We start from the raw sequence: 12,344 nt of genomic DNA, 5'->3' as shown, positions 1-12,344 counted from the left end.
GTTATGCTTTTATAGCGTTTCTACTTTTTGACAGCTGACTTTCTCTGTTTTGTCCTCAATGTTATGACATCGGAAAGGAGCAGTCGATTTTGACATTACAAACTTAATATTGGATGTATCCTTTTGCGCTTTGCGTTTTTTTTTGTAAGTTTGCAAAAAAGAATGTTATGAAAGAGATCAGTTGGGGATTCATAGGTTGTGGCGAGGTGACGGAGAAAAAGTCGGGTCCCGCTTTCAACGTCGTGGAGGGATCGCATGTCGAGGCGGTGATGAGCCGCAACGAGGACAAGGCCCGTTCCTATGCCGAGCGTCATCATATTCGCAAGTGGTATACTGATGCCCAGCAACTCATCGACGATCCGGATATAAATGCCATCTATATAGCCACACCACCTTCGAGCCATGCTACGTTTGCTATCATGGCCATGCGGGCCCATAAGCCTTGCTATGTCGAGAAACCTTTGGCATCGAGCTATGAGGATTGCCTGCGTATCAACCGTATCAGTGAGATGACTGGCGTGCCCTGCTTTGTGGCTTATTATCGCCGCTATCTGCCTTACTTCCAAAAGGTGGAGGAGATCATCAACGATGGCACGTTGGGCAAGATACTCAATGTGCAGATACAATTCTCCGTACCCCCACGTGACCTAGACTACCGTGCCGTCAACAGTTTGCCGTGGCGTCTGCAGCCCGACATCTCAGGTGGAGGCTACTTCTATGACCTGGCTCCGCACCAGTTGGATATCCTTCAGCATATCTTTGGCGTCATCACGCGTGCCCATGGCTATCCCGCCAATCGTGCTCATCTCTATAAGGCAGAGGACACGATCAGTGCCGCCTTTATCTTTGCCTCGGGCATACCGGGCAGTGCGTCGTGGTGCTTTGTAGGGCATGAAAGTGCAAAGGAAGACCGAATCACGGTCGTCGGCGACAAGGGATCGCTCTATTTCTCGGTCTACAACTACGACCCCATCCATGTTGTCACCAGCGAGGGTAATGTCAGCTATGTAGTCCCAAATCCCTCCTATGTACAGTTGCCTATTATCCGGGAGGTGATCCGCCACTTGCAGGGGGAGGCGGAATGCGAGTGTACCAGCGTGAGTGCCACACCGGTCAACTGGGTGATGGACCGTATCCTTGGTAAGTTCTGATGTAGATGTGGATGCTTAGATACGTTTCTCTTTTTCTATTCTGTATAGTTGCCCTGATGTCGTGGGGCGATGAATGTGGTGATTCCACACGGCACAAGATCAGCCGCGTGCGCAAAATCGTGAGAAATTTTTCGAGCATCGACACCTCATATATTGAACCGCAGCACTACAATTGGGCGGCGATGGTTCAAAATACCAACACGTTTGAAAGCTATCACATACGAAACAAAAACGGACACGAATATTTTTTCTCTCCCGATCCTTCGTACAAGTTAGGACCTTATTTCGGCTGGAGATGGGTATTCCTGGGCTATACCGTTGACTTGGTACATTTAGGAGCTTCAGACAAGAAACAGGACTTCAACCTGAGTTTGTATAGCAATCAGATAGGAGTGGATCTCTTTTACCGCAAGTCGGGCAATGACTATCATATTGCAGGCATCGATCTCGGAAAGAAATTCGATACTTCAGCTATGAAGAATGTAGACTTCAAGGACTTGAGTTCTTCCATCAAAGGCTTTAACCTCTACTATATATTTAATCATCGAAAATTCTCATATCCAGCAGCTTACGCACAGAGTACGCGTCAGAAACGCTCTTGTGGAAGTGTCATTGCAGGCATCGGATACACCAAGCATAGCCTCAATATCAATTGGACGTCTCTCAAAGAACTTGCTTCCAGCAGACTTTCAACGGAGGCGGTAGCGGAGCTGGACTCTTCGATGACGTTCAGTAATATCGATTATTCTGCCTACAATATTTCCGGAGGATATGCCTATAACTGGGTCTTTGCGCGCAACTTCTTGTTCGATATCTCCGCGCAGGCCTGCCTGGCATATAAGCGCGCAACCAATGAGGTGAAGTCTTCGAATTTGAAGGATTTCCTGGATTTCGATTTCCGTAACCTCAATATCGATGGTATCGTGAGAAGCTCTGTCGTGTGGAACAACAACAGGTGGTTTGCCGGATGCAGTTCCGTTTGGCAGTTTATCACCTATCATCGCAAAGAGTTCTACACCAATAATATTTTCGGAAACCTCTATTTCTATGTAGGTTTTAACTTTGGGAAACGTTAGAAAACAATACCATGCAAGATAATGTTGTATAAGATGGAAAAGAAACTTAAATATTTATTGCTCTTCACTCTGCTCTTCATTGGAGTAGGGCAGACTCATGCTGCCCGGATCGACTATTGGCGCAGCGATTCCGTAAAGGTCATGAAACTGTTCAGAAAAGCACATCGCGAGGTGCGGGACTCCAACTACATGCTGTTCTTTGGCCGGCAACTCATAGGCTTGCCTTATGTGGCCAAGACACTTGATCAGCACAAGGAGGAGCAACTTGTGGTGAATCTGCGGCAGTTTGACTGCACAACATTGGTTGAGACGGTCCTGGCACTCTCCAACTGCATGAAACGGAAGACTCCGGATTTTACTCATTTCTGCAAAGAGCTGGCACTGATCCGCTATCGCGACGGCATCGTGTCTTATCCTACCCGTCAGCACTATTTCACCTATTGGATCAATCAGAACGTGAGAAAGAGACTGGTCATTGACCTGCAGGGACCGGTGCCTCCGTTCACTGCGAAACAATTGGTCAGTGTGAATTATATGTCATCACATCCCTTAGCGTATCCCATGTTCAGGGCTCATCCCAACTGGATTGGCGAGATCAGAAAGATGGAAGACAGCATATCGGGTCACACCTATCGTTATATTCCTAAGACAGCCTTGGACAACAGCGCGTTGTTGAGATCCACTATTCACAATGGCGACATCATCGTCATTCTCACCTCTAAGCGAGGACTGGACACCAGCCATCTCGGCATTGCCGTGTGGCATGGGGATGGTCTACATCTGCTCAACGCTTCAGCCATCCGTCATCGTGTTGTCGAAGAGCCCAAGCTCTTTCGTACTTACATGATGGAGCACCCGACGTTTACGGGAATCAGAGTCGTGAGAGCTTTGTAGTATAATAGATTTCCCATTTTTTAATAAGGTATAGGATTTGTGAGAAAATAGTACGTCACAAAACAAAAAAGCACGGAGGCAAGAGAGTTGTCATTATCTCTCTTGCCTCCGTTTTTTTTGTATTGTGAAACTGTGTGGAGTGTCTTACAGTCTGAGTCCTTTGAGGATATCTGCCATCTTCTGCTTTGTCTCGATGTTGGTCGGTACGAGTGGCAGTCGGAGCATATTCTCGATCATGCCCATGTCGTTGAGCAGGGCCTTCACGCCGGCTGGGTTGCCGTCGATGAAGAGCAGGGAGTAGAGCTCGGTGAACTTATGGTGGATCTTGCGGGCTGGCTCATATTCGCCGTTGAACTCCAGTCGGATCATACGTGAGAACTCCTTGGGCAGTGCGTTGCCGATGACCGAGATGACACCGGCTGCTCCGCTGGCAATCATGGAGAAGGTAAGGGCGTCGTCGCCGCTGATGACATCGAAGTTGTCGGGTTTGTTCTTGATGATCTCGTCGACCTGCTCCAGGCTGCCGCTGGCTTCTTTCACAGCTACGATGTTAGGGCAGTCCTTGGCGAGACGCACCGTTGTGGCGGCTTTCATGTTTACGCCCGTACGTCCGGGAACATTATAGAGCACGAGAGGTAGCGGGCTTTCGGCGGCAATGGCCTTGAAATGCTGATAGAGACCTTCCTGCGACGGTTTGTTGTAGTAAGGACAGATGCTCAGGATGCCGCTGATGCCGCTCCAGTCGGTTTGTTTCATCTCTTCTATGACGGCGGCCGTATTGTTGCCACCACAATATTTTAGGATAGGCACGCGTCCGTTGTTTACACGCTTCACCACTTCCGTGATCTTGTCCTTTTCCTCTTTCGTCAGACAAGGGGCTTCGGCCGTTGTTGCAAGTATGCACAGGAAGTCGGCACCATTGTCGAGCTGGTAAGCCACCAGCTTCTCGAGTGCGGGATAATCCACTTCTCCTTGAGTAGTAAAAGGAGTGATGAGGGCGATGCCCAGACCTTTGAAAATATTGTTTGCCATAACAAATAGTTGTTGTTTGTTGCTTAATGACGATATTGCTACAATCTTTTTGCAAAGTTACTCTTTTTTCTTCATATTGCAAAAGAAAAAGATAAATCCTTTATAGTTTGTTTGCTAATTTCCTTATGTTAATAAAAGCTGAGTTCATTCTGTCATCGTTAACCTTTGTCATAACAGTCAACTATGCTTTCTTTTATGGCTTTTATATTTTGCACAGAGCCATAGGCCAGTCATAAGAATCTCCAATATATATAGTAGGGCTTGAAGACAAGATATCTTATTTCTCAAAGTGTTGGTAGTCCTTCACGCTGCGCCACGCCCCTCCCCATCGGAAGCCATGAGCGGTAAACACTTTGTAAAGCAGGTCGCCGCGCGTGATCTTATGGGCGAACGTCGCTGAACGATCTGCATATCGTGAGGCTGTGGCAGGTTGTATCGTCGTCTTGCCGTGGCTGCGGCGAATGCAGGGGTTGTAGAGGGGATTGATGTCGACGGCAAGCCCCTCGGCATGTTTCGAGAGTTTGGCTGAACCTTTCACCACGCGGTAGCAGAAGCAACTGGTGTTGTTGGCGCGCATCGACTCCTCATCGCTGGCATGGTAGTCGTCGATGAGGCGCATCATTCCGATGGGATAACGCTGCTGATAGAGTTCATGGAAGATGGCGACCAGGTCTGCGGCAATCAATTTGTTGCACACCAGTTCGCCGATATGGGTGTGGCCGTCAAATCCTACGTAGAGCGTACGGACATAGCGGAGCGAAGACCGCGCTATGGTGCATCCGGGTGGGAAGGAGCTGCCGCGCATGCGGGCGAAGACAGCGTCGGGGATTGCATCAGCCCGGAAGCAACGTGCGAGGCCGTAGTGTCTGACAGCCTCGGTGCTGACCACGCATCCTGCCTGCCACGACTGGAGCTGATACAAGTCCTGTCGTAACGTCTGTCCTTGCACGCAGAGGCGTGTCAGACCCATCAGTACGATAAGAATTACAATGACTTTCTTTTTTCTTTTCATTATCTCGTTGTACTGGTTCCCGTGACGTTGCCGTAGCGGTTCTTATAGGTCGTGGTGGTTGTCTTGCCGCTGGTTTGTGAGTTGCTCGATCCTGTGATATGTCCGTAGCGGTCCTTGTAGATAGTTTCTGTGCGCTTTTGGTTGGTGCGCGTAGTACTTGACCCAGTCATGTTGCCATAGGGATCGCGGTAGGTGGTAGTGGTGCGCCCGTTGCCGTCGGTGCGTGTGGAGCTGCGTCCGGTGACATGTCCGTATTTATCTTTGTAAACCGTTTGCTGGTTGCCACGGCTGTCGGTTGTTGTCTCTACCGTGCCGATGATGTTGCCGTAGGCATCGCGTCGCGTCTCTGTGGACTTGGTACTTTGGGCACTCATGCTCAGAGAGAGAAGCATGAAGAACGAAAGAAATAACGTCTTTTTCATACCTTTATCTGTTTGTTGTTTACTGTTGATCACATTGCAGTGGTCTGCTGCAAAGATATAAAATCAAATTGATATTTTAGCTATAAAAGAAACGTTTTTCTTTGCGGTTTCATTTGTTTGCGTTATCTTTGCAATAAAAAGAAGCTCCTATGATGAACTCTCTTACTGTCATTCTCACTCTGCTTGTTGCCGCCGAGCATCTCTACATCATGTATTTAGAGACATTTGCCACCACATCGCGACATACCTCCAAGACGTTCGGCATCGATGTTGACGAGTTGAGCGATCACCATATCTCCACCTTGCTGAAAAATCAGGGAGTCTACAATGGATTGCTGGCCGTGATGCTGGCCTATGCTGCTCTCAGCTATGACATGCTTTGGGAGCGTCTGTTGCTGGGGTATGTCATCCTTGTGGCACTCTTTGGGGCATTGAGCAGCAACCCGAAGATTCTTTTCAAGCAGGGAGGACCAGCCATTATGGCTTTGGCAGTGAGTTTCATGGGGTGAGACGAAAACGATCATTAATCATAAACTATGAGCAATAAAAGAATTGTATTGATCACCGGAGCCACTAGTGGCATTGGTGAGGGCTGCGCCAAGCGCTTCGCACGGGGAGGATACCGGATCATCATCACAGGCAGAAACGGCGAGAAACTGGACAGCTTGAAAAGAAGTCTGGAGACTGATGGTACAGAAGTGCTGACCTTGGCTTTTGACGTACGAGACCGAGAGGCGGCACGCAAGGCCGTGGAGAGCATCCCCGACGACTGGAAAGATATCGACATGCTGATCAACAACGCCGGATTGGCTCGCGGACTGGAGCCAGAGTATCAAGGCAACTTTGATGACTGGGATCAGATGATCGACACCAACATCAAGGGATTGCTGACTATGACGCGTCTTATCGTGCCTGGTATGGTCAGCCGAAACCGGGGACACATTATTAATATAGGCAGTGTGGCGGGTGATGCCGCTTATGCCGGCGGTAATGTCTATTGTGCCACGAAATCAGCCGTGAAGGCAATCACTGATGGCTTGCGCATCGATGTGGCAGATACCCGCTTGCGCGTGACTAACATCAAGCCCGGTCTCGTGGAGACAAACTTCTCCAATGTGCGCTTTCATGGCGACACCCAGCGCGCCGACAATGTATACCGTGGCATCAAGCCACTCACCGGCGATGACATTGCTGACGTAGCTTTCTATGCAGCCAATGCACCGGAGCACGTACAGATCGCAGAGGTGCTCGTCCTTGCCACCCATCAGGCCAATGGCACCGTCATTCATCGTGAGAAATGACAGGTAAAGGCTATGAGTAAACCAACTATTACCATGTTGGGGACGGGCAGCGCGCTCGTTTCCCGCTGTTTCAATACTTGCTTTGTGCTCCAAAGCTCCGACGGGACTCGTCTGCTGGTGGACACCGGCGGAGGAAATGGCATCCTGACTCAGCTGAGGCTCGCGGGGATCAACCGCGGCGACATCAGCTACCTCTTCATCACTCATGCCCATACCGACCATATTCTTGGTGCCATCTGGCTTATACGCATGACGTTGCAGCGTGACCGCCCAAAGCAACTCCATATCTTCAGCCACCAGCGTGTCATCGGTCTGCTCAACCTCTTCTGTCAGTCGTTACTGCCCAAGAAACAGACAGACAAGATGCCTGATCGCATCGTCTTCCACGAACTTCAGGACGGCGACCGCTTTCAGGTGGGCGACATGCAGTTGCAGTGTTTCGATATCCACTCTACCAAAGAAAAACAGTTTGGCTTCACGGCCCTCCTTCCCGATGGCCGTAAGCTCGTCTGTCTGGGCGACGAGCCCTTCAATGATGCGTGCCGTTCTTATGCCTCGAACGCTGATTGGCTGATGAGTGAGGCCTTCTGCCTGTATGCCGACCGCGAGCGCTTCAAACCCTATGAGAAACACCATAGTACGGCTCTCGATGCTGCACGCAATGCACAGAAACTCGGCGCACAACATCTCATCCTCTATCATACCGAGGAGGAAACGCTCGATACGCGAAAAGAACTCTATACACGTGAGGCTAAGAGTGTCTATAACGGACAGGTCTTTGTACCCGATGACTTGGAGGTAATCATGCTGGAGTGATGCTGGAGCCATCGTTTTCTTAAATCTGTTCTTTGCAACTTGCCGGTCATCTTCTCATGCCGAATTTCTGGAATGCTATAACATCTTACACCTATTTATATATAGGCGTCATAACAACCCCTTAATCATCAACAACAATGAAAGGAAATTTTGTTTATTACAATCCGACCAAACTCTATTTTGGTCCTGACAGTCTCAACGGCCTAAAAGAAGAACTGAAGAAATACGGCCCAAACCTCATGCTCAACTATGGTGGTGGCAGTATCAAGCGCAACGGTATCTATGATGAGGTGATGGCTGTGATCAAGGAGACTGGAAAGACCGTGGTTGAGAATCCTGGAGTGATGTCCAACCCTACACTGGCCAAGTTGCGCGAGGGTGTGGACATCGCCCGCAAACATCAGATTGATCTCATCCTTGCCGTGGGTGGCGGCAGTGTGTGCGACTACTCCAAGGCTGTGGCAGCATGCGCTCACTACGAAGGCGACTATTGGGACGCTTTCTATCTGAAACAGCAGAACCCACCACAGAGTCAACAGATTCTGCCCGTGGCATGCGTGCTGACGATGGCTGGAACCGGTAGTGAGATGAATGCCGGAACCGTCATCACCGATGCCGACACCAAGCTGAAGGTGGGGCACGTCTACGACGAGCGGCTCCTGCCACAGTTCTCCATCCTCAACCCCAACTTCACGCTGACCGTGCCCGTAGAGCAGATGAAGGCTGGTATCTTCGACATCATGAGCCACATCCTGGAGCAATACTTCTCCGATGACGACGACAACACATCGGACTATCTCTCTGAGGGTTTGATGCATAGTCTTATCGTCGCTGCCCGCAAAGCCGTGAAGGATCCGAAGGACTATGAGGCCCGCAGCAACATCATGTGGACTGCCACCTGGGCTCTCAACGGACTCATCAACAAGGGCAAGAAAGAGGACTGGGAAGTGCACATGATCGGACACTCTGTTGGTGCCTGGACACATGCGCCCCACGGCTATACGCTTGCTGCCGTGTCGCTGGCTTACTATCGCAAGATCATGAAGTTCGGACTGAAGAAATTCGTGCGCTTTGCTGAAAACGTGTGGGGCATCAGCCCGCAGGGTAAGAGCGACGAGCAGATTGCCAATGAGGGTCTCGACGCGTTGAAGGCTTGGATGCAGGAAATTGGACTGCCCCTGACACTGAAAGACATTGGTACAACCGACGACATGCTTGAAGGCATTGCCCGTGGCACCTTCCTCCTTGATGCCGGTTATCATCAGCTTACCCACGACGAACTCATGGAGGTGCTCCATGAGAGTATGTAATGATATGTAATGACCTATAAGCAACTCGATCTCTTCGCCACTGACGACGAGGAGGAGAAAATAAAGAAAGAGGTGGAGGGCATAAACCTTTCGCCTCTTTTTGAGCGACTGGCCAAGAGTCAGTTTCGCAGCTCGTTTTATCTCAATGCCAAGGACAAGGCCTATATTCAAGACAAGGGCTGGGAAAAGATAGAGCAGGGCACGCGAGAGACTATAGCCAGGCGGCTGGCTCCAGCCTTCATCGCCAACGACGGCAAGCAGACCCCCATGCGCCATGGAATTTTCCCGCCTTTTATCGCCCAACACGCCACGGGCTGCTGTTGTCGTGGCTGCTTGGAGAAGTGGCATGGTATACCCCGTGGGCGTGCTCTGACTTTGCGTGAGCAGATCTATCTCACACGTATTGTCATGGAGTGGTTGCGGCAGCATGATGTTTAGTGATGAGAGCAAATTCAGAAGTGAGCCCCAAATGCTGTCTGCGGAACTGTTTTAGAGCAAACTGCAGGATCTGTCTTGTTTGATTTTCAGAATAGCTTCATCCAATCGTCGAAATCCTTGTTCTGAAAAGCGTGGATGCCATTGCGCTCCGCAGCTTCGCAGTTCACCTCCAGATCATCGATGAAGAGCGTGTCATTGGGATCTATTGTTGCGTCGTTGATGACTTGCTGAAAGATTTCGTCATCAGGCTTCTTCATGTGCATCTCCTGTGAGAGAAATGCTTTCTCGAAATAATCGTCTACGCCGTAATGATCCATTGGGAAAAGATTTTTCTTGCAGTATTGCCAGTGTAGGTCAATGGTATTGCTGAGCAGAAAAACACGGTGTCCCTCTTTTCTCAGTTGCAACAACTTGCTTTTTTTCTCTTCGGGGATATATAGTAGCATAGCATTGGTGGCCTCGGTGATCTGCTGGTCGGTGACATTGGAATGAGTTGTCGCGCGGAAAGCATCAAAGAATTGTTGATTACTCATCAGACCAACGCCCATTGCTTGGAAGAGCTTTAGTCCCTCGGCATACTCCCGAATATGATCCTTCTTCGGCCAGCCTAAGGTCTCAAACGCACGCATCGTAGCAGCCTCGTCGAGCTTGACAAGGACATTGCCCAAATCAAATATGATATTTTTGTAATTCATCAGCGATAAAATCTTATTGTGTTTCTTGCTTTCTAAGTGAACTGCTATTTCTGACTCCTATGCTACAAAGTTAGTCAAAACCTTGCGGACGACAAGAAGGTTTAACAATTATTGGCGACATAGATCTGTTTGTATAACTACTCACAGCATTGTCCCCCTCTCTCTTGTATAGAGACTTTTGAGATAAAAAGAAGAGATTTTCTCTGCCATTTTGTAAACCAATGCTGCTTTTCTTGTTTTTTGTATCTTTTCTCTATACAACCTAATAGATTTCCGGGTAGGAGTAACTAACTTAAGTTTTGAGAGTAGAGTGTGTTTTTACTTCCTAAACATGAGAAGTCAATATGATGATGGCATGAGGTTAGGAAAATCATGTTTGTAATGAATGATATAGACAATTATTTCCGTACAGAATGCCACTCACCTTAAATTTTTGTTGTAACTTTGCCGTATATTTGAGAGTATAACTATAATAAGTAACAGAACTCATTCCCATGTGGTTGTTTTTAGCATTTATGTCCGCTACCCTGTTGGGCTTCTACGACTCATTTAAGAAAAAGTCGCTCAATGGCAATGCGGTAATCCCCGTGTTGTTTCTCAACACTGTTTTTTCTTCTCTTATCTTCCTGCCCTTCATCATCCTCTCGGCTACGACTTCCTGTCTTGACGGGAGCATCTTTCATGTTGCTACAGGAGGATGGGAGATGCACAAGTATATCATCCTGAAGAGTTTTATTGTTTTGTCTAGTTGGATCTTTGGTTACTTCGGTATGAAGCACCTGCCACTGACGATTGTGGGCCCAATCAATGCCACACGCCCGGTGATGGTGCTCGTGGGTGCTATGCTTGTCTATGGCGAACAGCTCAACGTGTGGCAGTGGATAGGTGTGCTGTTAGCTGTGGCCTCTTTCCTGATGCTGAGCCGTTCGGGACGGCGTGAGGGTATCGACTTCAAACACAACCGATGGATATGGGCTATCGTGCTCGCTGCTGTTTTGGGTGCGATCAGTGGACTCTATGACAAATATCTGATGGCATCACCGGCGGCCGGCGGCATTGGCATAGATCGCATGGCCGTGCAGTCTTGGTACAACATCTATCAGATGGGGTTGATGCTTGTCATGCTACTCTTGCTGTGGTGGCCTACCCATAAGAAAACTACACCTTTTCGCTGGCATTGGTCGATCATCGGCATCAGTGTCTTTCTCTGTGCTGCTGACTTTGTCTACTTCTATGCGCTGAGCCTGCCGGGTGCGATGATCTCCATCGTGTCGATGATTCGCCGTGGCAGTGTATTGGTGAGCTTTCTCTTTGGTGCCCTTGTCTTCCATGAGCATAATCTCAAGGCCAAGGCACTTGATCTGGCTCTCGTGCTGCTCGGTATGGTATTTCTCTATATCGGCAGTAAATAGACCTTTGACTAAGCGAAGGATTTAGTATTCGATGTCCCAAAGAAACAACCCGTGGGCAGGCATCGACTCACCGGCATCGGAGCGAGTGCCAGTGGCCACCACCTCTCGGAACTGCTCCAGTGTCATGCGGTGACGGCCTACCTCGAAGAGCGTGCCCACCACAGCCCGCACCATATTGCGGAGAAAACGGTTGGCGGCAATCTCGAAATACCACGTCGTTGGTGACGTGCTTACCCATTGGGCTGTGGTGACCTGACAGAGCGTGGTTTTGTTGTCAGCACCAGCCTTGCAGAAAGCTTTAAAGTCGTTCTGGGTGGTGAGCCACAGAGCGGCCTCGTTCATCATCTCGAAATCGAGTTTCCAGTGGGTCTCCACAGAGTAGTGACGGAGGAAGGGATCGCGCTGTGTGTGAATGAAATAACGGTAGGTACGTCGTTTGGCTGAGAAGCGTGCATGCATCTCATCACTAACATGCTCGGCACGCCCGCAGCTGATGTCGCGTGGCAAGATTCGGTTGAGGCGGTAGCAGAGTTGGTCAGTGTTGAGCTCCTTGTCGATGTCGAAGTGACAAACCATTGTACGGGCGTGGACGCCGGCGTCTGTGCGTCCGGCTCCAGTCACTGCAATCGGTTGACTGAGCAATGTGCTCAGACACTGCTGCACTTTTTCCTGCACTGACATGCCGTTGGGTTGTATTTGCCAGCCATGGTAAGCTGTGCCGTCGAAACTCAGCCAAAGGAATATTCTCATATATATTGTTTGCTTAATCTAATCTGATTATTTGC

The 12,344-nt window shown here is 49.3% G+C and carries 14 protein-coding genes; 9 read left to right on the top strand and 5 right to left on the bottom strand.

What is annotated here, in order from left to right; genetic code table 11:
* Positions 1–167: 167 nt before the first annotated feature.
* The 3 genes from FYJ73_RS03605 to FYJ73_RS03595 all read left to right on the top strand — a co-directional run bounded on the left by FYJ73_RS03605 (position 168) and on the right by FYJ73_RS03595 (position 3,121).
* A complete protein-coding gene (locus tag FYJ73_RS03605) occupies positions 168–1,151 on the top strand; it encodes a Gfo/Idh/MocA family protein (protein ID WP_154533348.1) in 984 nt (327 codons plus the stop codon).
* 119 nt (positions 1,152–1,270) lie between these two features.
* Complete coding sequence (locus tag FYJ73_RS03600; protein WP_336509568.1) at positions 1,271–2,227, top strand: DUF4421 domain-containing protein; 957 nt, start codon at positions 1,271–1,273, stop codon at positions 2,225–2,227.
* 33 nt (positions 2,228–2,260) lie between these two features.
* On the top strand, positions 2,261–3,121 hold the full coding sequence (locus FYJ73_RS03595; protein WP_154533346.1) for an N-acetylmuramoyl-L-alanine amidase-like domain-containing protein: 861 nt from the start codon (positions 2,261–2,263) through the stop codon (positions 3,119–3,121).
* Between the two features lie 144 nt (positions 3,122–3,265).
* Here FYJ73_RS03595 and dapA read toward each other — a convergent pair whose 3' ends face one another.
* The 3 genes from dapA to FYJ73_RS03580 form a co-directional block, all read right to left on the bottom strand.
* Entirely contained in the window at positions 3,266–4,153 is an 888-nt protein-coding gene (gene dapA, locus FYJ73_RS03590; RefSeq protein ID WP_154533345.1) for a 4-hydroxy-tetrahydrodipicolinate synthase, read from the bottom strand.
* 277 nt (positions 4,154–4,430) lie between these two features.
* Positions 4,431–5,165 (bottom strand): M15 family metallopeptidase, encoded by a 735-nt coding sequence (locus FYJ73_RS03585; protein ID WP_235899206.1) that lies wholly within the window; start codon positions 5,163–5,165, stop codon positions 4,431–4,433.
* Positions 5,165–5,587 (bottom strand): hypothetical protein, encoded by a 423-nt coding sequence (locus tag FYJ73_RS03580; RefSeq protein ID WP_154533344.1) that lies wholly within the window; start codon positions 5,585–5,587, stop codon positions 5,165–5,167. Before FYJ73_RS03580 ends, FYJ73_RS03585 begins: the two co-directional genes overlap by 1 nt.
* A gap of 149 nt (positions 5,588–5,736) precedes the next feature.
* Here FYJ73_RS03580 and FYJ73_RS03575 point away from each other — a divergent pair, with 149 nt between their 5' ends.
* The 5 genes from FYJ73_RS03575 (at position 5,737) to FYJ73_RS03555 (ending at position 9,452) form a co-directional block, all read left to right on the top strand.
* Positions 5,737–6,096, top strand: coding sequence for a DUF1304 domain-containing protein (locus tag FYJ73_RS03575; protein WP_235899205.1), 360 nt, complete (start codon positions 5,737–5,739; stop codon positions 6,094–6,096).
* A 27-nt stretch (positions 6,097–6,123) separates the two neighbouring features.
* Positions 6,124–6,888 (top strand): SDR family NAD(P)-dependent oxidoreductase, encoded by a 765-nt coding sequence (locus FYJ73_RS03570; protein ID WP_154533343.1) that lies wholly within the window; start codon positions 6,124–6,126, stop codon positions 6,886–6,888.
* Positions 6,889–6,900: 12 nt separating this feature from the next.
* Positions 6,901–7,704 carry an MBL fold metallo-hydrolase gene (locus FYJ73_RS03565; protein ID WP_154533342.1) on the top strand — a complete coding sequence of 268 codons (804 nt, stop codon included), beginning with the start codon at positions 6,901–6,903 and terminating at the stop codon, positions 7,702–7,704.
* Positions 7,705–7,841: 137 nt separating this feature from the next.
* The gene (locus FYJ73_RS03560; protein ID WP_154533341.1) at positions 7,842–9,014 is read left to right on the top strand and encodes an iron-containing alcohol dehydrogenase; all 1,173 of its coding nucleotides are present in this window, start codon (positions 7,842–7,844) and stop codon (positions 9,012–9,014) included.
* Between the two features lie 9 nt (positions 9,015–9,023).
* A complete protein-coding gene (locus tag FYJ73_RS03555) occupies positions 9,024–9,452 on the top strand; it encodes a DUF4186 domain-containing protein (RefSeq protein WP_154533340.1) in 429 nt (142 codons plus the stop codon).
* Between the two features lie 86 nt (positions 9,453–9,538).
* On the opposite strand, the gene FYJ73_RS03550 is transcribed toward FYJ73_RS03555, so the two are convergent.
* Positions 9,539–10,147: an HAD family hydrolase gene (locus tag FYJ73_RS03550; protein WP_154533339.1), complete on the bottom strand. Its 609-nt coding sequence runs from the start codon at positions 10,145–10,147 to the stop codon at positions 9,539–9,541.
* Positions 10,148–10,641: 494 nt separating this feature from the next.
* Between FYJ73_RS03550 and FYJ73_RS03545 the strand changes: the two genes are divergently transcribed.
* Complete coding sequence (locus FYJ73_RS03545; protein ID WP_154533338.1) at positions 10,642–11,559, top strand: EamA family transporter; 918 nt, start codon at positions 10,642–10,644, stop codon at positions 11,557–11,559.
* Positions 11,560–11,580: 21 nt separating this feature from the next.
* Here the strand turns inward: FYJ73_RS03545 and truA are convergent, their stop codons facing one another.
* Positions 11,581–12,309: a tRNA pseudouridine(38-40) synthase TruA gene (gene truA / locus FYJ73_RS03540; protein WP_154533337.1), complete on the bottom strand. Its 729-nt coding sequence runs from the start codon at positions 12,307–12,309 to the stop codon at positions 11,581–11,583.
* Positions 12,310–12,344 lie beyond the last annotated feature (35 nt).

The organism is Hallella mizrahii, assembly GCF_009695775.1.
GTDB lineage: Bacteria > Bacteroidota > Bacteroidia > Bacteroidales > Bacteroidaceae > Prevotella > Prevotella mizrahii.
This window is presented reverse-complemented; position numbering and strand designations above follow the sequence as displayed.